The organism is Gilvimarinus agarilyticus (assembly GCF_000832015.1).
Taxonomy (GTDB): domain Bacteria; phylum Pseudomonadota; class Gammaproteobacteria; order Pseudomonadales; family Cellvibrionaceae; genus Gilvimarinus; species Gilvimarinus agarilyticus.
Genome location: NZ_JXCJ01000001.1, coordinates 1,909,958 through 1,934,333, shown reverse-complemented (window position 1 = coordinate 1,934,333; position 24,376 = coordinate 1,909,958). Strand labels below are relative to the sequence as shown.

Sequence of the window (24,376 nt, the reverse complement as noted above, 5' to 3'; positions counted from 1 at the left end):
TTTGCTGAAACAGCGTGAGACAAACCAGCCCCTGCCCTGTAAGTTCGGCGTTGCTACGATGCTCGCTAGCCGCACCGACGCCCCTAGCGCGACGCGTACGGCAATAAAAAGTGCTTAGTTTTGCGCTTCATACGGCTAAGGTCATCCATAACCAGATACAAAATAGGCACCAGCACCAACGTCACCAAGGTGGCAAACAGCACACCATAGGCAAGCGAGATGGCCATAGGGATGACAATTTTAGCCTGCAGCGACGACTCAAACATAATAGGCAGCAGGCCGATAAACGTCGTTAGGGACGTTAAGATCACCGCGCGAAAGCGCCGGCGCCCGCCCTGCAACACCGCATCATGCAAACTCTCGCCCCGCTCTCGAGCGCCGTTCACATAGTCCACCATCACCAGCGAGTCATTCACCACCACACCAATAGCGGCAAAAATGCCAAACAACGAGAGACTGCTAAAATCGTATCCCATAATCATATGGCCCCAGATCGCGCCGATAATACCAAAGGGAATCACCGACATAATCATTAACGGTTGTGTGTAGGAGCGCAGCGGGAGCGCCAACAACACGTAAATCATCATTAAAATGGTAGCGATATTGATAAAGAAATTGGTGAAGGTTTCGCGCTCGTCTTTAAGGCTGCCTGACTCTTCGATCTCAACGTCTTTGTAGTTTTCGGCAATCTCCTTAAACGCACCATCTTGTAAAATCTCTGCCACTTTTAGAGGCTGAATCTTACTGAAATCCAGGTTCGCCCAAACGGTAATCGTACGCTTACCGTCTTCGCGATAGATCTGGTTGATGCCCGCCACCAGCTCGATATCGGCAACCTCTTGCAGGGGCACGCGCGCACCGTCCGGGGTTTGAATTAACACCTCACTCACAGCTCCCAGCACGTTACGCTGGTACTCAGGGTAGCGCACCATCACGCGAATTTCTTCACTGTCACGCACAATTCGCTGCGCCTCGATACCGTACAAACTAAACGCGGCCTGATTTGCCACATCCGCCGTGGTTAGCCCCAAACTATAGGCCACTGGTTTTAGCGTAAAACGCGCCTCACGCACACCGCGCTGCTCGCTGTCTTGTATTTCAAATACGCCGTCTATTTTGTTCAGCCCGGCGCGGATATCCGCAGCCGCATCGCGCAGCTGCGGGAGGTTGTTGCCTATCACCCGAAAGCTGACGTCGCCGTCGTTTGTGCCACCGCCCATCACCTGATCGATAATCGTCAGACTTTTCAAACCACTAATTTCGGGCATTTTTTCACGCCAACGGGCCGAAAGCGCGAAGGTATCCATCGGGCGAAACTCCGGGTCGACTAACTTGGCCTGAATCTCAGCAGTGGTGCGCGATTGCATTGAAACAAACAGCTTATCCACCAGGGGGCTGCCGGTTTCCTGCTCGATATCGGCCTCCACCTCCTTGATCATCCGCTCAACGGCCAGCAGCGCCTCAAGCGTGCTCTGCTCGGGGGCACTGGCATTCATCTCTAGTTTCACGATGGCAAAGTCGTGGGGCACTTTGGGCATACCGACAAACTTTAGTAAGCCGGCGGCAAACATGCCCACGGTAATAAAAATAACCGCCGTAAACAGTGCCATAACCACATAACGGTAATGCAGTGCCCACTGCAGGGCAGGCGTATAACGGCGGTCAATGAAACCCTGTAAGGTATTCGACACACTCGTCTGCACCCGGTAAATCAGGTTAGACGGGTTGGCTTTGACGGGTTTCATATGCGCCAAATGCGCGGGCAAAATGAGTTTAGATTCGACCAGCGAAAACAACAGACATAAAATGACTACATAGCCAATAGCATGCGGGAAAGCAGAGTCCGGCCCGGTTTCTAAGACCATAGGCACAAACGCCGCACAGGTTGTCAGCACACCAAACGTCGCCGGGGTAGCCACCTTTTGCGCACCGCGAATAACGTTGTCGATACTCTGACCTTTCTCCTCCACCTCTGTATGCACGCTTTCGCCAATGACAATGGCGTCGTCCACCACCACCCCCAGCACCATAATAAAGGCAAACAAACTGCCCACGTTTATGGTTACGTCAATCCAGCTGCTAGGCAGCAAGGCCATAGCGCCTAAAAAGCTCACCGGCAAGCCAAGCATTACCCACATAGCAAGCTTCATTCGTAAAAATAGCGCGAGAATCCCAAACACCAGCAAGCCGCCCCAAAACATATTGCTCAGCATCATGTTCAGACGGCCGTTCAGGTAATAGGTTAAATCTACCCAGGGGTCCAGCGTAATACCAGCCGGCAAGGTATTGTTACGCTCGGCGATAAACTCGTTCACGGTGGCCGAGACATCGGTAATACTCTGATCGTTAGTCGCGCCAATAAAAAAAGTAACCGCATTGTGGCCATTGAGTCTGGTGTAGTTAATTCCCTCCTCAAAGCCATCACTAACCTCGGCCACATCGCCCAAATAAATAGTCGTGCCATCGGCCCGGGTACGCAGGGGTAGCCGCTCAAACTCGGGGCCCACGTAGGCTTGATTTTCGACCCGAACAGAAATAAAGCCATCCTGCGTGCGAATTTGGCCGGCGGATTGGTTCGTCGACCAGTTGCGCACCGCCTGAGCGATTTCATTAAACGTAAAACCGTACTCGTACAGTTTATCGCGGCTTACCTCGATGGCGATTTCGTAATTGGCCCCACTGTAGTAATCGACAATACTCACATCGGGCAACGAGCGCAGCTCGTTGTACACCTCCTCGCCCATGCGTTTAAGCGTAACGTCATCCACATCGCCATACAGAGAAACGTACATTACTTCTTGACGAAATTTGGCGCGGCTTACCCTCGGGCTTTCCATTCCATCGGGAAAGCTCGAAATGGAATCCACCGCTGTTTTAACCTCGTCGAGTACCTCTTGGGCGTCGTACTCCTCCATCACCTCGATACTGGCACTGGCACTGCCGCGATTGGAGCGGGTAATTAACCGCTCGATACCCTGCACCGAGGCCAATGCCTCTTCCAGCTTAACCGTGATCCCCTCCTCCACGTCTTGGGGTGCGGCACCATGGTAAGTAATATCGATATTGATCCAGTTAATCTCGACTTGTGGAAACATCTGCTTGCGAATAGTCATCGCGCTGTACAGCCCCATCAGCACAATCACAATCATCAGCAAGTTGGCCGCCACACTGTTGCGGGAAAACCAGGCAATAATCCCTTTGCGGGTGTCTTCGGCGCGCTCCATTAATGCTCTCCTGCGACGGACTCATCTGCGTCTGTATCTGCGGCGGCCTCAGTTTGCTGATCTGACCGCTGCAGCGCCACACCGGCCACGGGGTATTCAAGTGGGGTAGTAACCAGTAAGTCTCCATCAGACAACCCATCGGTAATCACGCTCTCGCCCGACAGATGCCGCGCCACCGTCACCGGCTTAAGCGTTAGCTTACCTGCTTGATAAATAGGGACTTTATTATCGTGTATTAAGCTGCGGGGGATGCGCGCCGCCTGAGGCAATTCACGCCCGGCAATATGCGCCACGACAAAGCTGCCGTAGGCCAACTCGGCTTGTCCGGGGCGCGCATTGGCCAGGTTGTAGGGATCCTCCACCCGCGCCACTAAATAGCTCATGCGGGTGTCCTCATCGATCACCCCTTCATTGCGTACGATTTTGGCTGTCCAGCTGTTGCGTCCGCTCATGGAACTGCCGCTGAGCTCGACGGAGGCTCCCTCGCCGTTGTTCTCTAAAAACTGCAACTCGCTGTTCGCGATGGGCAGACGAATCTCGGCACTGCTGACGTCCAACACTTTGCCCATCATGGTGCCGACATTAACGAAAGAGCCTAGACTAATGGCGCGCTCTGCCACCAGAGCATCGTAAGGGGCGATGATCTTGGTGCGCTCGAGATCTTTTTGCGCTTGTTTAAGGCTCGCCTGGGCGGCCACCACCTGAGCCTGGGCCTGTTTTAGTTGCGGCTTACGTAACCCCAGAGCCGGAGCTGGGTGCTCGCTTATACCCTCCCACTCGACCCGGGCCACCTCGCCCTGAGCTTGCTCCAGCTCCAGCGCCGCCGAAGCGCTGGCAAGCCCGGCACGGGCCTCTTCGAGTCGTACCTCGTAGTTAGTGGGGTCAATCTGAGCCAGCACCTCGCCCTTTTTAACAATACCACCGCGAACAAACGCTTCATCCAATGCCACGATTTCGCCACTCACCTGAGCCACTAATTCAGTGCTGTACCTTGGCTGCACCAAACCGCGGGATGCTACCTGAAGGGGCGTCGCGCTAAGCTCAACTTCCTCAACGCTTACCAACAAAGCGTTATCGCCGGTATCTTTAATGGGCGGCGGCGGGCGCAGCTTTGCCAAACCCGCCACAATCACAGCGGCCGCAAGTAGTATCAGTACAGGCAATAGCCAACGCTTGTTTCTTGCATAAAAACCGGGGTTTGCCATGTAGCTGTTACTCCTGAGTCCGCTTGCGGCTGTTCGGGCTTACTATGCCGGGAGGTCGGCATCAAGCTCCACTTAAAGGTTGCGCTATCATACAACGTTACGTGCCACCCGGCACTAGCATGTACCACAGGCCCATGACCCAGAAACAGGCGCCCATGCAGCCCTATGCCCTTATTTTGTTCGGCTAGCTGAGGCCATCGCCCCCATCACACCAAGCTCTTGACGCCAAAGCTTATAAAAAAGTTGCGCCACATCTCATTTTGTTTTGCTTAAGCGCTGATGACTGGGTCAATCCTTCACCTTAGCCCACTAAACGCTCCCCGCGCCCCCAGTTGGCATAGCTGTTGCTCTGCTCTAGCTATAAATGCCACTAACAACTCAAATATTCGTCTGTGAGCCGATTTATGCACCATTTACACCCATGTTTTAGCGATCCTCGATCAAATATTGCTCAGGGTCACGTAACAGGATGAAAGGCTAGCACTATGAACGGGCAAACCAGCGCGCACACCGCACCACAAGTCAGCACCGAATCGGCCGCTTTTACGGCCTTTTATGATTTTTACCGCCGGCGTCAGGACGCCTTAAACCTTATCCGACAACTCAACCGCACCATTAAAGCGGCCCAGCGCCATCGCGGTATGAGCATGGGTATGCTCGGCGGCAATGAGCTGTTTCAGGAGGAGTTTTACCAACTGGAGCGCCAGCTGGAGCGGCGTATTCTGGCGCTACTAGCACTGGCCCAAGCCAGCGAAGGGCTGCTCACCGAGCGCGACCAGCAAAATCTAAACAGCGCCTGGGTTACCATTAGCCGCGATTGGCAAGAAGACAGTGTCATCGATAACTACGAGCTGCACTGCCATTTAATTGAGCAGTCGCTGGCCATGCTGGCTGGCTTGTCGCGACAAATGGAGCAACCATGCGCCGAGGCCTTAGGCGAGCCGCAAACCAACAATGAATCTGCCAGCTACCCGAGCCGCTTTAAACACCTGGAGGTGCTGCACTTTACCACCCGGTTGCTGCCCGCCGTGGTTGAGCAAATTGGCCGCATCCGGGCGCTGGGCACATACTCGGCGGCGGCGGGCTACGTGGATGCGCACCACGACAGCAAATTGCGCTATGTGATTCAGTGCACCCGGGTAAACAATGAAAAACTACGCCACCAAATTAAGCGACTGGAGGGCATCCTCGAGCAGGACATCGGTCTGTTAAGCCAGCTTAAAAGCTACGAGCTAAAGCTTATGTTTTTACTCAACATGGTAGAAACCGACATACTGCACGAAGGCGCGCAAAACGCCGACAGCAACCGCATCTACAACTTAGCGACCGACATCATCGACGTTTACCTGTCCATCGTCGACAACGGGGTCGACCTTATTAGCCAATGGCACGACGCCGATATGGATCAGTGGTTAATCGGCCAGCCCTCAGAGCACTAACAAAACTGGCCGACTGGGGCCAATGTGAGCGGTCATGGGTGGCACCACTCGCCCAGCTCGGGCACAATAAGCAGCCAATGCGTTAGCGAAGTGGATGAGTGGTATGCGACGGCACAAACACCTGCGGGCGACGAGTTTTAGCCTTGTTTTTGGCGTTAGCCTCTGCTGCAACGCCAATGACACTGCCCCCCGCGACACCCCCGACTTACCTCACTATCCGTCCATGGAGCAGTGTCTGGCAGAACGTGTGTTACACGCCTCCCCCGACATGACCATTGCTCAGCTGCGCCAATCCTGCGAGCCCATGCTGAAGTCCCCGCCTACGAGTGGGCTACAAGAGCAAGATATCGGCGTGCTGGACACGCGGATGAAAGTCGAAACCATTACCGGTGCCAACCGATTTGTATTAACGCCCCACAACCGTAACTACCTGCTGCCCGCCACCTATACCCGCCAGCCCAATAGCGCCCCCTTTGCGGAGGCGGTCGGCGAGCCAGTCGATTTACAAAACACCGAAGTTGACTTCCAAATCAGCCTAAAGGTGTTGATAGCGCAAGATTTACTGCACGACAATGGCAACCTGTACCTCGCCTACACCAACAACTCGTTCTGGCAAGCCTACAACAGCGACATTTCGCGTCCGTTTCGCGAAACCAACCACGAGCCGGAGCTGCTGTTTTCGGCCACCAGCAACTGGGAGATTTTTGGCTTTCGCAATGTGGTGAATCAAGTTGGCCTGGTACACCAATCCAACGGTCAGTCGGGTAGCCTGTCTCGCAGCTGGAATCGCATCCGGGCACGAACCATTTTTGAGCGAGGCAATTTAGCTCTGGCGTTCTCCCCCTGGTACCGCATCCCCGAAGACATTGAGGACGACGACAACCCCGATATAGAAGACTACCTCGGCCACTATGAACTCGGGGGCGCCTACAGCTACAACAACCACATATTTGACGTAATGACCCGCCGGCCCTTTAGTGCTAAGGGCTCGCTGGAGGTCGGCTGGAGCTTTCCGCTGCGCTCGACGGTGCGAGGCTACGTAAAATACTTTAACGGCTACGGGGCGAGCTTAATCGACTACAACGTCAAAACCGAATCGTTAGGCCTTGGGGTGGTTTTTACCGATCTGTTCTAGCGCTTGGTGCGTAACTGTTGCAATAAACCCAGCCACAGGAGAGCCCCATGCGCCGACACCATCGTTTGTTTGCAACCACCACCTTATTATGGGCCTGCCTTGCGGGCTTAATCGGCTGCGCCGGCCCCAGCGTTGATCAGTATCAAAACAATCAACCCGCCTTTGCGCCCCGGCAGTTTTTTCAGGGGGAGCTAAGCGCGCACGGTGTACTAAAAAACCGTGCCGGTGAGGTCACCCGTTACTTTAATGCCACCATCAATGCCAGCTGGAATGACGGCGTTGGGACCTTAAAAGAGCGCTTTGTGTTTAACGACGGCGAAATCCAGTTTCGCACCTGGACTCTCACCCCCACCTCACAGACAAGCTTTAACGCCACCGCGGGCGACGTGATCGGCACGGGCACTGCTAAGACGGCCGGCAACGCATTCAACCTTAACTATGTATTAGAGGTCGACTACAACGAGCGTAAACTACAACTAAACGTCGACGACTGGATGTGGCGGGTGGATGAGAACACAGTGATTAACCACTCGAGCCTGAGCAAATGGGGCTTTAACGTGGGCAGCATTCAGCTGGTGATTCGTAAAGATCCTTAAAGCTATCCTTTTTTGCATGGGCAGCAAGCAAAACTCTGTAAATGAAACAGAGACTTAGCCGCGGCAGGGCTGGCACTTAGAGACGACTTTGTGTATAAAGTTGTCGTGGATCGACCAGTTGCCCATAGCGACATTTACCCTAAGCAGCGGTCATCCTTCCATGCACATTAAGGCCGATTTGAGTCATACATAATCCGTGCGAGCTTATGGCAGTACATCAGGATAACCGACAAATATGCGCTAATCTGTGGCAGTCCGCTTACACGGATGCACAAGGGCATGCGCACCGCCGTCAGGGCAGACGCTACCAACCTTATTCTCTCGACCCACCAGTCTGCTTACCCAGTATTGTCACCTAAATATTATTTAATACCGGCGCCGCGAATAACCGCGCCGAGCAACTGGGGTGTTCTCACACCATGATGTTATTAGCTATTATCCTGCTGCCCATGATTGGCGCCGCTGTGCCCTTTATGACCGAGCGTATGGGGCGCACACTCTGTGCTTACTCCGCCGCCATCGGCCCGTTAATTGCGCTGGGGCTGTTAGTCAGCAGCGCGCCCACCATCTTTGGCGGCGAAGTGCTTTACAGCCAAACCAGCTGGCTTCCGTCACTGGGGCTAAACCTTAACTTACGCCTCGACGGCCTGAGCCTGATGTTCGGCTTTTTGATTGTCGGCATCGGCCTGTTGGTGATTCTATACGCTCGCTACTATCTGGCGCAGCGCGACTCTCTGGCAAAACTCTACGCCCTGCTGCAGCTGTTTATGATGGCGATGCTGGGCATCGTTATGTCAGACAACTTAATGCTGCTGATTGTATTCTGGGAGATCACCAGCCTCGTTTCATTTTTGTTAATTGGCTATTGGTCTAATCAGTCCGACGCACGCAAAGGCGCGCGCATGGCGCTGGCCGTGACCGGTGCTGGCGGTTTGTGTTTAATAGCCGGGGCGCTGCTTATCGAGCGTATTGTCGGCAGCTTTGAGCTGGGGGCAATTTTTGCCGCCGGCGACGAAATTCGCGCCCACTCGAGTTATCCGGTTATTCTGATTCTGGTACTGCTGGGCGCCTTTACTAAATCGGCGCAATTCCCCTTCCAATTTTGGCTGCCCCACGCCATGAGCGCGCCCACGCCGGTATCGGCCTATCTACACTCGGCCACCATGGTTAAAGCCGGGGTGTTTTTACTGGCGCGCATGTATCCGGCACTGGCGGGCACCGAGTGGTGGTTTTATTTAGTGACCTTTACCGGCATGGCCACCATGCTGTTCGGCGCTTACAACGCACTGTTTAAGCACGACTTAAAAGGCCTGTTGGCCTACTCCACCATCAGCCATCTGGGGCTGATTACCATGCTGTTTGGCTTTGGCACCCAGCTGGCCGTGGTGGCGGGTATCTTCCACATCATCAACCACGCTACCTTTAAAGCCTCGCTGTTTATGGCCGCCGGGATTATCGACCACGAAACCGGCACCCGCGATATGCGCAAAATTAACGGCATGTGGAAGTACATGCCGCACACCGCGCTGCTGGCAATGGTAGCCGCACTGGCCATGGCCGGGGTGCCGCTGCTTAACGGTTTCTTAAGTAAAGAGATGTTCTTCTCCGAGGCGCTGCACCTTGAGTCTATGGGAATGTTCAGCTGGATTTTCCCGCTGCTGGCGACACTCGCCGGGGTGTTCTCGGTGGCCTACTCGGTGCGCTTTATTCACGATGTATTTTTTAACGGCGAGCCCATCGACCTGCCCAAGTTTCCGCCTCACGAGCCGCCGCGCTACATGATAGTACCGGTAGAAGTATTAGTGGGCTTGTGCTTGCTGGTGGGTATTGTGCCCAACCTGACAGTAGCACCGTTTTTAGAGGCCGCTAGCCTGGCCGTGCTGGGCGAGCAAATGCCTGAGTACCACATCGCTATTTGGCACGGGGTTAACCTGCCGCTGATTATGAGTATGGTGGCAATGGCCGGCGGGCTGATTATGTACAGCCAGCGCACCGGCCTGTTTGCCTTTTACGAGCGCAAATTCCGCCACGATGAAAAAATTGTGTTTGAGTCCCGGGTACAGTTTTCGGTGCGGGTGGCGCAGCGCTTTACCGACTTTATCCAAAATAACTCGCTGCAGCGCTACATGGCGCTATTAATTGCCACGGCCGTCGCCGCCATTGGTTACGCGCTTTGGACTATGCCGCAACTGCTTGGCCCCGTCGCCATCAGCGATATTGAGCCCGTCAGTTTACTCGGGGCGGTAATCCTTATTATCGGTGCCTTTGGCACGGTATTGCTGCACCACAACCGCCTGGCCGCGCTGTTACTGTTGAGCGTTGTAGGGCTGATTGTCTCGCTGATTTTTGTACGCTACTCGGCGCCGGATTTGGCGCTAACGCAGCTGTCGGTCGAGGTAGTCACCATCGTCTTGCTGATGCTGGCGCTGTACTTTATGCCGCAGCTAACGCCCAACGAGTCGGGCAATAAGCGCGTCGCGCGCGACATCCTGCTGGCCGGTGCCGCCGGTATTGGTATGGGCCTGATCACGCTGGCGATACTCACGCAGCCATTCTCATCCATCTCCGATTACTATCTGGCCAATAGCGTCAGCGGTGGTGGCGGAGCCAATGTGGTCAACGTAATTTTGGTGGACTTCCGCGGTTTTGACACCCTTGGCGAAATCACTGTTCTTGCGATTGCGGCCGTAGGTATTTACGCCATGCTCAATGGCCTGCACCTACCCCTACCGCAAGCCGATGGCGAAGGCCGCCGCTGGGACAAAGAACCACACCCCCCGATTCTGGCGGTTATGGCACGGATTCTTTTACCCCTGGCGCTGATGGTATCCATGTTTATCTTCCTGCGCGGCCACAACGCTCCCGGCGGCGGCTTTATCGCGGGGCTGGTCACCAGTGTCGCGCTCATTTTGCAGTACGTTGCCTCTGGCACCGCGTGGATGCAGCAGCGGCTGCGCTGGCGCTATCGTCGTGTCGCTGTCTCGGGTGTGTTGATCGCCACCCTCACCGGCATTGGCAGCTGGGTCTTCGGCTACCCCTTCTTAACCTCCACCTTTAGCCACATTCACTGGCCCGTGGTAGGCGACTTCGAGCTAGCCTCAGCCATGGCATTTGATATTGGCGTGTACATCACCGTGGTGGGGGCGACCATGCTCATTCTTGCCCACTTGGGCAAATTGGCCCAAAGCAGCCACTCACCTCGCCCTGCTACCAGCAAACCCTATAGCAGCCCAGAACTGACCAAAGGAGAGGACTAGTGGAAATTTTAATGGCAACCGTCATTGCCGTACTCACCAGTTGCGGGGTTTACCTGCTGCTGCGTGGGCGCACCTTTCCCATTATTCTCGGATTAACCCTGCTCACCTACGGCGTTAATTTGTTTATTTTTATCTCGGGCCGGCTCAACCCCGGTAGCAGTACGATTATCGGGGTTGGCGAACAGTACGCCGATCCGCTCCCTCAAGCGCTGGTGCTAACGGCCATCGTTATCAGTTTTGCCATGACCGCCTTTGTGCTGGTGCTGGCACTACGTGCCCGGGCCGAGCTTGGCAACGATCACGTAGACGGCCGCAACAGCGTGGAGGATGTTAAATCGTGAGTCACTTGGCTATCGCTCCTGTTTTAATCCCGCTGTTAACCGGGATCTTATTGTTGCTCGGCACCGGCCGGCCGCTGGTCATTCAGCGCAGTATCAGCTTTTTGAGCATTCTTGCTCAGGTGGCCGTGGCCGCCGCCCTGATTATTGGCGCCGCCGGCGGCGAAATAACCGTGTACGCGCTGGGCAACTGGGCGCCGCCCTTTGGCATTGTGCTCGTGGTCGACCGGCTCAGTGCCTTAATGGTGTTTACCACCGTGGTGCTGGCCTTTTTTAGTTTGTGGTATGCCGTGCGTGGTAACGATACACCCGCCGACAGCCTGCACAGTGTGGTGCACTTTTTATTAATGGGCGTAAACGGCGCGTTTTTAACCGGCGATTTGTTTAACCTGTTTGTGTTTTTTGAAGTGCTGCTGATCGCCTCTTACACCCTGTTGCTGCACGGCGGTGGCGCAGCCCGGATCAAATCCGGGCTGCATTATGTGCTGCTCAACTTAGCGGGCTCCAGCCTGTTTTTGTTGGCGGCGGCCATTTTATACGGGGTTACCGGCACCCTAAATATGGCCGACATGGCCGTAAAAGTAGCCAACGCCACTCCCGAGCAAACGCCGCTACTTACGGCCGGCGCCCTGTTGTTGCTAGTCGTGTTTGGCTTAAAGGCGGCCATGGTGCCGCTGTACTTTTGGCTGCCACGGGCATACGCCTCGGCCTCAGCGCCGGTCGCGGCGATGTTTTGTATCATGACCAAGATCGGTCTGTACGCCATCATCCGTGTCTACTCGCTGGTGTTTGGCAGCGAGGCTGGCGAGCTTGCCAATATCGCACAGCCGTTTCTCTGGCCATTAGCGCTGATAACATTAGCGCTGGGCGCCACCGGGGCACTCGCGGCACGAGAGCTGCGTTTGCAAATTGCCTATTTGGTGGTGGTCTCGGTGGGCACCTTATTGGCGGGCATCGCCCTTAACAATGTCCAGGCGCTAAGCGCCACCCTGTACTATTTGGTGCACTCCACCTGGATTTGCGGCGCTTTGTTTTTACTCGCCGATCTAATCATGCGCCAGCGCGGCGCCACCGCCGATCGGATTATTACCGGCCCGGCGGTACGTCAGGCGGTTAAACTTGGCGGGCTCTTTTTTATCGCCGCCGCCGCCATTATCGGCATGCCGCCGCTGTCGGGTTTTGTCGGTAAGCTAATGATATTGAGTGCGGCGCAAACCGACCAACAAACCTTTTGGTTGTGGGCGATACTACTACTGGCAAGCTTTGTCATGATCACCGCCCTGAGCCGCAGTGGCAGCACCTTATTCTGGCGCACCGAAAACCGCGTCGCCAAAGCCGACAAAGCCGATCGCGGCGCGCTACTGGCGGTGATTAGTATGCTGAGCTTAGCTCTGGTGTTAAGTGTTGCCGGCGACCCGGTGGTGCGTTTTACCGAGGCGCTGGCACAGCAAACCCTAACCCCGTCACTGTATATCGATGCGGTGCTTAGCCACGAAACCCTAAGCGGCGCTCATACCGGAGGTGCCCATGACTGAGGTGGCCAACAAAAAAACGCTGTTTCCGCACAAACTGCTCAGCCTGTTTATGCTGATGCTGTGGTTACTAATCACCAACAGCATCAGCCCAGGACAATGGATTCTGGGTGCAATACTGGCGTGGGGTATCCCCTACTTAACCCAGTCATTCTGGCCGCAATCGATGGTACTCTCCTCCCCTTTATTGGCCACGCGGTTTGTCGGGCTAGTGCTGTGGGACATTATTATTGCCAACATGCAGGTGGCGTTACTGATTTTAGGCCCGCGGCAAAAACTGCAGCCGGCTTTTATGAAGGTACCGTTGGAGTTAAAACAAGATTTCACCATTACCCTGCTGGCCAACACCATTTCCTTAACACCCGGAACCGTCACCGTCGATTTACAAATGGACGAGGGGTATTTGTTGGTTCACGGCCTGCACGTCACCGATATAGAGGCGGCTATCGCCGGAATCAAAAGCCGCTATGAAGCGCCTCTAAAGGAGATATTCGAATGCTCAACTCGGTAATCCAAATCACGTTATTTATGGTGGCGCTGGCGCTGGCACTTAACCTCTGGCGGCTGTGTATCGGCCCGTCACTGCCCGATCGTATTTTAGCGCTAGACACCATGTACATTAACTCGATCGCCGTGCTGGTGTTGTTTGGTATGCACGAGCGCAACAGCCTGTACTTTGAGGCCGCGTTACTGGTGGCGGTTATGGGCTTTGTCGGCACCGTGGCGCTGTCAAAGTATTTACTGCGCGGCGACATCATTGAATAACAAGCAGAGTAAGGACCGATTATGAGTTTTGCCTTAGAAGTATTAATCAGTGTATTGCTGATCGCCGGCGCCTGCTTTGCCTTAGTGGGTTCCATTGGCCTGGCGCGGCTTCAGGACTTTTTTATGCGTCTGCACGGTCCCACCAAAGCCACCACCTTGGGTGTTGGCGGCGTGATCGTCGGCTCGATCATCTTTTTCTCAAATCAAGGTCAAGGGCTTAGCTTGCACGAGCTGTTAATTGCTTTGTTCTTGTTTATTACCGCCCCGGTAAGCGCTCATATTGTGGGCAAAGCCGCACTGCATATGCAGCTTGCCTGTGAAGAGCGCACACGCAATGTGAKCTGGAGAGACGGCGAGAAAGATTCAGTGGACATCAATTAGCAGAAGACACGCGGCCAACGGAGATCGCTGACGGAAGCTATTAAATCGCAACGGCTCCCGATATCAACTCAAATGCGAGGCTGAGCGATTCGCCGTACCAAAACAACCGTTCGGTCACCCTCAACTCGTGACAGAGCTATCGAACCCCAAAAAGGAGCTCACCATGAAGTTTTTGGTTTTTCTGGGCACAGTCCGCGACAGTACTCCTCCTAAGCCCGCTCGCTTGGGCGCTCGCGTAGCGGCGGCAATACTTGAATGCTTCGCTAACCGCTATGGTGAGCATGAGGTGGAGTTAGTAGACGCCCTGGATTATCCGCTAGAGCCGGTATTCAAGCCGCACTTTGCTTACGCTAAGGGCAGAGCACCGTCGGGGCTGGATGAACTGGCGCACAAAATTGAGGCAGCCGACGGGTTTATTATGATCAGCCCTGAGTACAATCACTCCATGAGCCCGGCGCTGGCTAACCTATTAAACCACTTTGGCAGCTCTTTGTTTTCGTATAAGCCGAGTGCTATTGCCACCTACTCCGCCGGCCAGTGGGGCGGGATGCGCGCGGCAGTCGGCATGCGCACCTATTTGGCTGAGCTGGGTTGCTTGCCGGTTTCAGCGATGGTGCACGTCCCCAAGGCGCAAGAGGTATTTACGCCCGACGGGGCGCCGCAAGATGGCGAGGATAAAGAAGCTTGGTTTCATTATTTTGCGCGAACGCTAAGTCAGTTAGTGTGGTGGGCCGAGGCCACACAGGTTCAGCGAACCAAAGCAGACCCACATAAGCTGGTGGGAGATTTTAAAACAGCACCCTCGCAGCGGAACGCGCCCTAGCGAACAGGCGCCCCAGTCAAAACTCAGGCCCTACCGCCCCCCAACTTAATACTGGCTTACAGATCGAGTATTCTGGCAGCAATTCGAGCGTGTCACTATGTTGTTGAAACGCCCTTCTGTTGCCTCGCTATTACCGAAAACAGAAGCGCCCCTATTCGCTTGCATTAATGAGCGGGCTTGGGGGTCAATAAATTCACTCCGGCGCTCATGTACAAGTCGTCGTACATCAACCCGCCGTTACCATAGGGTGCGCCACGGGGGCCGGTATTACAGTTCATCAAAAAGTGCGTTAATGGTGCTTCACGCTTCATGCGAAAGTCGGCCTGGCGGTAAACCTGCGTCTGCTGAAGAAATTCGCCACCTCTGACAAATACATCGTAGCTCTGGCCACCCAGATTCTGAGGGGCGTTGTTCACCACATACCAGATTTCATACCAAGTGCCAGGCTCAAGGGGTTTGGCCTCTTCGGCACGAACGGGATCGATAATATTGGCGTAACCGGCACCCACTTTCACCATTAATGCCCCGGTATTGACGAGCCCAGAAGACTCCGTTTTATCGGTCACGCGTAAAGTGGGCTCAAAAGCGTTGTAGTCATGCTTTTTAATTTCTTCGGCACTCAGATTACTGATACCAAAAGCATGATTATTGGGGAAAGACTCTACCTGAATACGGGTATAGAAGGTGTATGTTTCGCCCACGTTTACCTCACGAGGTAAACGTGTAAAGGTAAGCGCTTTGCGATTACCGACAACGCCCTCGGCCGCGGGCTTCTTGAGCAAGTAAGCGTTCTTTTCTTTACCTAACAATTCAATACGCCGCTCGGTGACCTGAGGGCTTTGTACGTACGGCTGTGTCTCGTTGTCGGTGTCAGCCTTACTCCAGTGGCTCAACGCATGCGGGGATTCAAAGTCGTCGATAAGAATCCAACCCGTTTGTTCGGCATGGCTACTTTGCACGAATAAAGTGGCATACGCACAAATTAGTGGTATCAGCGCTTTCATGGTAGCTCCCAACATTAATGGGCGTGATCGGTTGCAGGGCTCTTCCCCAAGGTATTCAGTGCCGCCTCCACCTCAGCCCCAACAAATATCTGCGGCTCGGAGTGCTCAACGTCCTGCTCGTCCTCCCAAGTTTCAATATACTTTTGCGCCGCGCTAAACGCCTCGATAAAGCTGGCACTATCGGGCAGTGCTTTTTCAAAGTAGGCGCGACCAAAGTAGGTCATGGTGTCAGCATCGCCACAGCCAAAGCTGGTGCGATCGGCGCGGGCAGCGGTCATTACCAGGTGCTGTGGCGCCTTTAACGCCTCGATAAAACCGCCGGAGTAGCAGGCCGATACCATGAGCACCTTGGGATTATCCGCCAGCGGCGTTAAGGCATCAACCAAGTCCTGCGGGGTGATACCCACAAATCGGTGGCCCGGCGCATCGAGCGCAAATTCGTGCTCGGCCGAGCCGTGGCTGGTTAAATACAGCAGCAGTACATCCTCGGGCTGCATACGCTCGGCCAGCGCTTGCACCGCCTGCTGTAAGTTGCTTAAAGTAAGTAACGGCTCAGAATCCATCGTGCCCGGAAAGTTGCTTAATGTTATTAAGTGCCCCGGGGCCACAAGCTCATGCTGGAGGAAACCGGCAATGGTTTGCGACTCAAGTGAGAACACTTTTTGCGTGCCGTCGCCCGCGCCAATTAAAGCAAACAAATCAACCTGGCCGGGCTCGGACGGCGCCAATGTATTGAGCGTTTCGCGCAGTCGTTCAGGCTGATTAAACAGCGCATTCTCGATAGCCAACTGCTGGCGCCGGCGCTCGGCTTTATTTACCGGCTCGCGCTCACCCACAAACTGTCCAAACTGCCACTCGCCGGACTCCATCACCTCGCCGCTGGCCACATCCACTCGTTCGCCAAAACCGTCGAAGTAGCCCATGGCAAATTCGCCGGTGTAACGCCATTGATCGTTGTGCCAGATACCGTAGCCTTCGTAGGCTCCGTCGACGAATTCACCGGCGTAGTAACTGCCATCGGTGCCGGTAAAAGTCCCCTGCCCGTCGAGTACCCCCGCCGTAAAATCACCGATATAAATATCACCATCGGCCGTGGTTAGCTGCCCTTCACCGGTAAAGTCGTAGTCGACAAACTCACCTTGATACTCCGTCCCGTCGCTACCGGTATCGCTGCCCTCGCCGGTAAAACGGCCCGCGATAAAATCGCCCTGGTAAATATCACCCGTTGCCATGCTTAATGTGCCTTTACCATGCATCATTCCGTTAGCAAACTCGCCCTCGTAGGCATCGCCGTTCGGCCACTCAAGTCGCCCTTCACCGCTGAGCAAGCCTTCGCGTAGTTCACCGCTGTAGCGCGAGCCATCGGGCAAGGTTAGCGGCTGCTCTATGGTATCGGCCGAGACGCAACCGGCGCTGAGCAAAACGCACAACAACCATAACGGCCAGCTAATACTTAGATTCATGCTTCGGGCACTCCGGTTAATAAACTGATTGATTCCAACGCTTGCTTGGCTACTGCCTCGCTTTTAAAACTGTAACCTATGGTCACAGCCCTACCGTGGCGCCGGTGAGCTTGCACCTTGTAGTAAGTCGCATGGTTGTTACCGCTCTGGCTGGAGTAGCTCTCGGCAATACCTAGGTGGGTTAGCTCTGAGCGGGCCACGCGAGTACTGGTCAAAGTGATGCCAAATAATTTGCGCTGCGTAATCAATTGCTGGCGATTAAACGTCACATCAAGGCTGGTAAGCAAAAAGTACAAACAAGGCAGTACCACCACCGCGCCGATGCCCATAAACAGTGGCCCCATAAAAGCCGCATCGATAAAGTAACCAGCGGTAAAACTAACCGCACCAAATATAATACCCACCACCTTAGCACTGGCACTTTTAAATGCTGGGTAATGCATCGCAATGCCGCCAGGTATTTGCTGAATATCCAGCGCGCTGTCGAGTAATCGCTCGCGCTCTTGCAACGCTTGCTCGTGCTGCTCACTGGCGTTACGCACCTCGGCAGCGCTTGCACCGGTCGCAAACACCGGCACCTCGTAACTGCGATCGAAGTCTACCCCGGGTAGCTCAGCCTCAACGTTTAAGCGCCACAGGTGATAGCGATTAGCTTCCGGCTCCGACTCGGGGAGCCCGGCCGCCACATCAAATAAAAGCTCCAACAGTGTTCCGTGACTGCTGCGCTGGGTATGGGCATACCCCTCGCGCTGCCAAACGCAGTTTTCGCGGCGCTTGCGATCTTTTCCCGAGCCCGTGTAATAACTCTCAAGGCACTGCAGGGTGACCTTAAAAGCGTGAGCCGGATCGTAAGGTAAATTTACATCAATGGTGCCGCCAAACTGCCCGCCAATAGCGCCAGGGTATGGGTCGAGCTGCAACGGCGCCGGCCCAAAGCGGCGCCACTTGGCCGTCTCCTTTACCGCCCAAAATACCATGCCTGCCCCCACCAGCGGGAATAGCAGGCCAACCAGCGCCACTGTATTGCCATCTAAAAATTCGACGATGCAATTAATGCCGGTGGGGATGGCAATCGCATTCCAGAAAGCGGCAAAACACCAGGCAAAAATCATGATGGTTTTGCCGCTGCTTTTGATGGTGGCACTGGCCCAGCGGCGGCGAGTTAGCCAGGGCTTATCGCCAGCTACGGCGCCTTCTATCTCATCCACAGGGGCCAATAATAAATACGCAATAATACCAATGCCCACCCCACCAAATAGCACCACAAAAATCATCTTAAAACCGATCTTCTCTGGCCGCAGGTCGCGATTTAACACAGCGCTTGAAGGTTCGGCCGGGTTCACATAAGCCGTTACCGGGCTGTTACTGGCGGCGGCGCGCTCCAGCCTGCGGCCAAGGGCGTAATTAAAATCGCCTATATTATCGAATGAATCATCAATAGATACTCGCTCGCCACTGTAGCTTAACCCCTGATACTCGTAACGGTAACTGGCCGTGGCCTTGTAAGTAGTCGAGTCGTCGCCGTGGCTGACTTTTAGTTCTGCCCGGCTCAGCTGCGCCGGCACCGCTTGCCACTGCTTCATTTGTTGCCAATCGATAAACTGAGGCAACACCCCAAACAACGCCATACCTATCCCTACGGCGGCAAACGGCAGGCCAAACAGCATCCCCAGCCAACGTTTTTTTATACGTTTCCAGACGCTTCCAGATGCCTTGATATTGGCCTGTACGTACGTTTCCCCCTGAGTCATGCCAGGTCCTTTTTTGTATTATCTTAGGTTTTTAAGATACCATCTTTCGCCACGATAGTTTATCTGCTGCCTGCCGCATCGGCGGGCCTTAACTCTGCGAGACCCCCATGGCCCGCACCATCGCCATTGTAGAAGACGAACAGGCCATCGCCGATAACTACCGCGATGCCTTAACGCGACTTGGCTATCGCGTTAACCACTACTTAAATCGCCCCAGTGCCGTGGCGGCCTTTAACCAAGCCCTACCGGATTTAGCCATCATTGATGTGGGCCTGGGAGACGACGTAGAAGGCGGCTTTGAGTTGTGCCGCGAGCTGCGCAGTCGCGCGCCCGAACTGCCCATCGTTTTTTTAACCGCCCGCAGCGATGAGTTTGATGTGATCTCGGGGCTACGCCTTGGCGCCGATGACTACCTCACCAAAGACATCGGTCAGGCGCATATGCTGGCACGCATCAATGCGCTGTTTCGGCGTATCGATGCTCTGCGTCAGCCGGCCCGCGCCGACGACACCCTAACCCGCGGTGAGCTGCGTATTAACACCTCGCGCATGAGTGTGCACTGGCGCGAGCAGCCCATCGATTTAACCGTCACCGAGTTTTGGATTTTACACTCACTGGCGCTGCACCCGGGACATGTTAAAAACCGCCAGCAGTTAATGGATGCCGCCAACGTGGTGCTGGATGACAACACCATCACCTCGCACATTAAGCGCATTCGGCGTAAGTTTAGCCAATGCGATGATTCGTTTGACCGGATACAGACCGCCTACGGCATGGGCTATCGCTGGCGCGAGGCGCCGTGAAGCTTCGTCGCCAACTGGCTTTAATTAGCTTAATCGCGTTAGTGCTGCCCTGGGCGCTAGGACAGTATCTGCAAGTGTTTGACCGCTTACTGCGCGAGGGACAGATTCGCGCCCTTAGCGCCACCGCCGAGGCTGTCGCCGCCCGCTTAGGGGCCGACACCGCACTGCTGGATAACGCCCAGCTTAGCAATCGCGCAAGCCTTGACGCCGACCTGGAAATCTACGCCCACACACTGACGTCACCACCGATGGTGGATGGTGACGGACAAGACTGGCAGGTGCTCGCGTTAACACCCCGGCTGTTTACCAGTGACGTAAATACAGCAACTGACGATAGCCTTACATTTAAGCTATCCACAGGTGTTTACGGTGACAGCTTATTTATATTGGCCGAGGTCACCGACCACGAGCGCCGCTTTCACCACAGCGGCAGCACTCACCTCGCCAGTGGCGATCATTTAATTATCGCCAATCAACAAAAATTACGGGGAAGCCGCTACTACGCCATTCGGGCGCAGGCGCCCGGACGTATCGAGGCGGTGTACCGCGACTCGGTTGGACAACGGCAAACGGATTACCGCATTCGCGGCTTTTGGCGCGAAACTGGCGAGGGTTACCAGGTAGAGTTGCGTATGCCACTGACCATGGCAAGCGAGGGCTTTGCCGTATCGGCTATATCTCAGCAGTCAGGCGCCAAGCGGCGTGCCGCAGGAACCGCCAGCCCTTGGGCCGAGGTGGCAGGCGGCCCGGATGTGGGCGTATTACCGGGCACCGAGGGCCGTTTAATCCAGCAGCAACCCCTTTTGGGCGACGCCCTTAGCGTGTTTGCCCGCCCCGGCATGCGCCTGTGGGTTACCGACCGGCAAGGGTGGCAGGTTGCGCAAGCCGGCCAACTGGACGCCGTAACCCCAAGCCGCCAACCGCTGCTGCAGTGGCTATTAGACTTTGCCGGTAATCGCGACGCCCTGCCCCCCTGGCAGCCGAGCCACAGCGGGCGTTTACAGCAGGGGCCTGCGGCGGCTGCGCTAAATGGTACTGTCGATTACCACTGGTACCGCAACGGCAATGACGATATCGCCAGCGTGGCGGCGCCTTTGTACTTAGATTGGCCCAGTGCCGGCGCGGTAGAGTCTCAGCTGGCCGGTGCCGTGGTAATCGAGCAACGTCTGCAGCCTTGGCAAGGGTTAGGCTCTAGCGCTCTCGCGCGCCTAACGTGGATCAGCGCCATCAGTGGCGCACTGCTGATCATCGTATTAGTGGGGTACGCCAGTTGGCTTTCGGCGCGTATTCGCCGGCTATCGCGCGCCGCCAACGAGGCTCAATCACTGCCGCTACCACAAGCACTTAAACAGTGGCCACACTACCGCCTAAACGACGAGCTGGCCGATTTGTCGGGCCAATACCGCACGTTGCTCACCCAGGTTCACGGCCATACCGATTATTTAAAAAGTTTAACCGGCAAGTTATCTCACGAGTTGCGTACGCCTCTGGCCATTGTGCGCTCGTCGCTGGACAACATGGCTGCCAACGTCGACACGCCGCGAGCGAGCGACGAGCCGCTAATGGTGTACCTCGAGCGGGCCCGGCTCGGCAGTGAACGATTGAGCGCGATCATTACCGCCATGAGCGAGGCCGACCGGGTTGAGGCGAGCATTAAAGCCAGCGAGCCTGAGGTCATCGACTTGGCCGAACTGGTTAACGACATGGCCGCCGCCTACCACAGCGCCTACCCAAACCACCGTTTTACGGCAACCATTTCGCCTGCCAGCACAGGCGCCTATCAGAGCCTTGCTACCCCCGAGTTGCTGGTGCAGCTGCTGGACAAACTGGTCGACAACGCTACGGACTTTAGCCCGGCTGACACGACCATCGAATTACAGCTGCAAGTGTGTCAGGATGACGAGCTTGGCCTTAGCTATCGCCTTAGCGTATGTAATCAGGGGCCGGGCTTACCCCCCGAGCTGGAGGGACGGCTGTTTAATTCACTCACGTCTTTGCGCAGCGGCCCAAGCGGCGTCAACCCCAGTGGTCAGCCCAGCCGGGTACACTTGGGCCTGGGCCTTTATATTGTCGAGCTGATTGCACACGCCCATCACGGTCGGGCCCGGGCCCACAATACCGCCGATGGGGTATGCTTTATGATCGAGTTTCCCGCGCGTAGCCCGGGAATGTCGGCCAAGCGGCCAGAGACATACCGCTAGCGTATTTGGCTATTGACATGCGGCCGAAAATAGGTAAAATGCCGCGTCTTTCAGATTCGTAGTATTTTCAGTTACACAGTAATTAATAGGAGCAACACGGTGGCAAATTCACCTCAAGCCAAAAAACGTGCACGCCAGAACGAAAAAGCTCGCAAGCACAACGCCAGCCTGCGCTCCATGGCGCGTACCTACTTGAAGAAAGTAGACGCAGCCATCGAAGCAGGTGACGCAGAACAAGCAAAAGCAGCTTTCGCCGCTGCTGTGCCAGTTCTTGATCGCATTGCTGATAAGGGCATTATTCACAAGAATAAAGCCGCTCGTCATAAGAGCCGCCTGAACAGCAAAATCAAAGCCTTGGCCGCCTAATTTATTAGCCGATCAAGCAAAAAAAGCCGGCTATATGCCGGCTTTTTTGTGCCCACTCAGTTAACCCCCTACTCACAAGCCCACCCCGCTTTAGTGTCACAAATCCTTCAAAAAACTGGCATATAAGTATCAAAAAGCTGACGTATAACTCTGTTCAGGCAACCAACAGAGGGATTAATCGCCATGCTGCCGAGAGAGCACTACCTTAAACAAGCTTTTCAGGGCCACAACAACCTGAAAAAACCAGAGGCACTCACCAGCGCCCAGGCTCGCCTGCTCAAAAAGCACGGCGCACTGATTACCGCGCTGCTTAATGACGAAGTACTCAACCCCACGCTGGCCGATATGCGTACTGTGCGAATCATTACGCAAAAAAGCGCACCCACCAACCCGGTAGAGCAAGCCTGGCTCAAGTACGAGGCACTGCTGGCCGAACAAAAGCCCAAGCGTCGCTTCAAGCGCAGCGCTTAAGCGTTAGCGCGACCATCACGGCTAAAGCTGCCAGGTGGTCGCGTTGCCCTCCCCCTAGCCCCATATACCACTTGCACCACGCCCACTGACGTTGCATTGCGCTCACAACGCTAGATTTTTTTACTAAAGCACAATATGATAGCGCTACCATACGATAAAAATTGAGGCCCGTTGTGAGCACTACCGCCGCCGAACACACCCCACATGCCAAACAATCCACCGCCAAGCTCAGCTTTTGGGAGAAAGCCGGCTTTGGTGCCGGCGACCTGGGGTTTAACTTCTTTTGGGCCACCTGGTCATCCTACCTGATGATTTTTTACACCGACGTCTTTGGTATCTCCGCCGCAGCGGTGGGCACCATGATGTTATTAACCCGCATCGTGGATGCCTTTACCGACCCGGCCATGGCCGCCATTGCCGATCGCACCCGCTCGCGCTGGGGCAAGTTTCGCCCCTTTTTGTTGTTTGGTGCCATCCCCATGGCCGGCGCCGCCATCTTAACCTTTACCATCCCGGATATTAGCGAGGGTGGCAAACTCATCTGGGCCTACGCCACGTACACCTTGATGATGCTGTGTTACACCATTTTAAGTATTCCTTACTCGGCCCTATCGGGGGTGATGACAGGCGATTCTCAACAGCGCACAACGCTGATTAGCTTTCGGTTTATCGGTGCGTTTGTCGGCACCATGATTGTAAATTGGCTGACGCCCGATATGGTGAAGTGGCTGGGCGGCGACAACGAAGCGCTCGGCTGGCAATTAACCATGGGCCTCTACGGTGTCATTGCAGCGGTTTTATTCGTCGTGGTGTTTGCCACCACGCGCGAGCGAATCACACCACCAGCCGGCCAACAGACCCACTTTACCAGCGACATCAAAGATCTCGTCGACAACAAGCCCTGGCTTATTCTGTTTAGCCTGGCGCTGATTATTATGATCACCATTTATTTACGCGGCGCCACCGGGGCTTATTACTTTACCTACTTCGTCGAGCGCCCCGAGTTAATCGGCCCCTACTTAGGGTTACAGTCGGCGGCCCTGGCTATAGGCGCAGCCTGCACACCGCTTATGACCATGTATTTGGGCAAAAAACAATTGATGGTACTGCTGATGAGTATCGTTGGTATTTTGTCGATTTTATTTTTCTTTATCCCCAAAGACATGATCTGGCTAATGTTTGCCGTGAACACCATCATATGCTTTGCTCTGGGGCCCAAATCACCTCTGGCCTTTTCGATGTACGCCGACACGGCTGACTACACCGAGTGGAAAACCGGCCGACGCGCCACCGCCATGACATTTGCGGCCGCCACATTCTCGCAAAAACTAGGTGGTGCGATCGCCTCTGCCGTTATTGGCTGGACTCTGGGCGCTCTCGGCTACGTTGCCAATCAGGCGCAGAATGATGCCTCGCAAATGGGCATTGTTGTATTGCTTACCATAGTGCCTGGGGTTGTCGCGTTAATTGCCGCCGGCGTAGTCAGTTTTTATTCTTTAGATGAAGCCACCATGGCACAAATTCAGCAAGACCTAGCTGACCGCAAGGCCCCCACTACGCCCTAATAGTAGTGTGAGGGATGCGCTTTGGGTGCCTTCGGGCACCCTTTTTTATTGTTACTT

20 protein-coding genes are annotated in these 24,376 nt (G+C 55.0%); 15 read left to right on the top strand and 5 right to left on the bottom strand.

Annotated elements, in window-relative coordinates; translation table 11 throughout:
- Positions 1-83 precede the first annotated feature (83 nt).
- Together SD69_RS08205 and SD69_RS08200 are read right to left on the bottom strand one after the other, a co-directional pair.
- Positions 84-3,224 (bottom strand): efflux RND transporter permease subunit, encoded by a 3,141-nt coding sequence (locus SD69_RS08205; RefSeq protein ID WP_041522827.1) that lies wholly within the window; start codon positions 3,222-3,224, stop codon positions 84-86.
- Positions 3,224-4,429: an efflux RND transporter periplasmic adaptor subunit gene (locus SD69_RS08200; RefSeq protein ID WP_041522826.1), complete on the bottom strand. Its 1,206-nt coding sequence runs from the start codon at positions 4,427-4,429 to the stop codon at positions 3,224-3,226. The genes SD69_RS08205 and SD69_RS08200 overlap by 1 nt, the downstream gene beginning before the upstream one ends.
- Positions 4,430-4,914: 485 nt before the next feature.
- Between SD69_RS08200 and SD69_RS08195 the strand changes: the two genes are divergently transcribed.
- The 10 genes from SD69_RS08195 to SD69_RS08150 all read left to right on the top strand — a co-directional run bounded on the left by SD69_RS08195 (position 4,915) and on the right by SD69_RS08150 (position 14,695).
- Entirely contained in the window at positions 4,915-5,868 is a 954-nt protein-coding gene (locus tag SD69_RS08195) for a hypothetical protein (RefSeq protein ID WP_041522825.1), read from the top strand.
- Between the two features lie 103 nt (positions 5,869-5,971).
- Positions 5,972-7,003, top strand: coding sequence for a phospholipase A (locus tag SD69_RS08190; RefSeq protein WP_198144074.1), 1,032 nt, complete (start codon positions 5,972-5,974; stop codon positions 7,001-7,003).
- A 47-nt stretch (positions 7,004-7,050) separates the two neighbouring features.
- Positions 7,051-7,599, top strand: coding sequence for a DUF3833 domain-containing protein (locus SD69_RS08185; RefSeq protein WP_041522824.1), 549 nt, complete (start codon positions 7,051-7,053; stop codon positions 7,597-7,599).
- A 419-nt stretch (positions 7,600-8,018) separates the two neighbouring features.
- Positions 8,019-10,856, top strand: coding sequence for a monovalent cation/H+ antiporter subunit A (locus tag SD69_RS08180; RefSeq protein WP_041522823.1), 2,838 nt, complete (start codon positions 8,019-8,021; stop codon positions 10,854-10,856).
- Positions 10,856-11,197 carry a Na+/H+ antiporter subunit C gene (locus SD69_RS08175; RefSeq protein ID WP_041522822.1) on the top strand — a complete coding sequence of 114 codons (342 nt, stop codon included), beginning with the start codon at positions 10,856-10,858 and terminating at the stop codon, positions 11,195-11,197. The genes SD69_RS08180 and SD69_RS08175 overlap by 1 nt, the downstream gene beginning before the upstream one ends.
- Positions 11,194-12,729 (top strand): monovalent cation/H+ antiporter subunit D, encoded by a 1,536-nt coding sequence (locus SD69_RS08170; protein WP_041522821.1) that lies wholly within the window; start codon positions 11,194-11,196, stop codon positions 12,727-12,729. Before SD69_RS08175 ends, SD69_RS08170 begins: the two co-directional genes overlap by 4 nt.
- Entirely contained in the window at positions 12,722-13,237 is a 516-nt protein-coding gene (locus SD69_RS08165) for a Na+/H+ antiporter subunit E (protein WP_041522820.1), read from the top strand. The genes SD69_RS08170 and SD69_RS08165 overlap by 8 nt, the downstream gene beginning before the upstream one ends.
- Positions 13,222-13,491 (top strand): K+/H+ antiporter subunit F, encoded by a 270-nt coding sequence (locus SD69_RS08160; RefSeq protein ID WP_041522819.1) that lies wholly within the window; start codon positions 13,222-13,224, stop codon positions 13,489-13,491. The genes SD69_RS08165 and SD69_RS08160 overlap by 16 nt, the downstream gene beginning before the upstream one ends.
- 21 nt (positions 13,492-13,512) lie before the next feature.
- Entirely contained in the window at positions 13,513-13,872 is a 360-nt protein-coding gene (locus tag SD69_RS08155) for a Na+/H+ antiporter subunit G (RefSeq protein ID WP_041522818.1), read from the top strand.
- 163 nt (positions 13,873-14,035) lie between these two features.
- Entirely contained in the window at positions 14,036-14,695 is a 660-nt protein-coding gene (locus SD69_RS08150) for an NADPH-dependent FMN reductase (protein WP_041522817.1), read from the top strand.
- Between the two features lie 164 nt (positions 14,696-14,859).
- On the opposite strand, the gene SD69_RS08145 is transcribed toward SD69_RS08150, so the two are convergent.
- The 3 genes from SD69_RS08145 to SD69_RS08135 are packed head-to-tail and all read right to left on the bottom strand — an operon-like array spanning position 14,860 to position 18,913.
- Positions 14,860-15,699 (bottom strand): hypothetical protein, encoded by an 840-nt coding sequence (locus tag SD69_RS08145; RefSeq protein ID WP_041522816.1) that lies wholly within the window; start codon positions 15,697-15,699, stop codon positions 14,860-14,862.
- Between the two features lie 14 nt (positions 15,700-15,713).
- On the bottom strand, positions 15,714-17,162 hold the full coding sequence (locus SD69_RS08140) for a C13 family peptidase (protein ID WP_052480991.1): 1,449 nt from the start codon (positions 17,160-17,162) through the stop codon (positions 15,714-15,716).
- Complete coding sequence (locus SD69_RS08135; RefSeq protein WP_084591518.1) at positions 17,159-18,913, bottom strand: DUF3592 domain-containing protein; 1,755 nt, start codon at positions 18,911-18,913, stop codon at positions 17,159-17,161. The genes SD69_RS08140 and SD69_RS08135 overlap by 4 nt, the downstream gene beginning before the upstream one ends.
- Positions 18,914-19,020: 107 nt before the next feature.
- Between SD69_RS08135 and pdsR the strand changes: the two genes are divergently transcribed.
- The 5 genes from pdsR (at position 19,021) to SD69_RS08110 (ending at position 24,319) form a co-directional block, all read left to right on the top strand.
- Positions 19,021-19,716 (top strand): proteobacterial dedicated sortase system response regulator, encoded by a 696-nt coding sequence (gene pdsR / locus SD69_RS08130; protein WP_041522814.1) that lies wholly within the window; start codon positions 19,021-19,023, stop codon positions 19,714-19,716.
- Complete coding sequence (locus SD69_RS08125) at positions 19,713-21,917, top strand: ATP-binding protein (protein WP_041522813.1); 2,205 nt, start codon at positions 19,713-19,715, stop codon at positions 21,915-21,917. Before pdsR ends, SD69_RS08125 begins: the two co-directional genes overlap by 4 nt.
- A 99-nt stretch (positions 21,918-22,016) precedes the next feature.
- The gene (rpsT, locus tag SD69_RS08120; protein ID WP_041522812.1) at positions 22,017-22,283 is read left to right on the top strand and encodes a 30S ribosomal protein S20; all 267 of its coding nucleotides are present in this window, start codon (positions 22,017-22,019) and stop codon (positions 22,281-22,283) included.
- A 183-nt stretch (positions 22,284-22,466) separates the two neighbouring features.
- Positions 22,467-22,754 (top strand): DUF413 domain-containing protein, encoded by a 288-nt coding sequence (gene maoP / locus SD69_RS08115; RefSeq protein ID WP_052480990.1) that lies wholly within the window; start codon positions 22,467-22,469, stop codon positions 22,752-22,754.
- Between the two features lie 173 nt (positions 22,755-22,927).
- Positions 22,928-24,319, top strand: a complete 1,392-nt coding sequence (locus SD69_RS08110) for an MFS transporter (protein WP_041522811.1) — start codon at positions 22,928-22,930, stop codon at positions 24,317-24,319.
- Positions 24,320-24,376 lie beyond the last annotated feature (57 nt).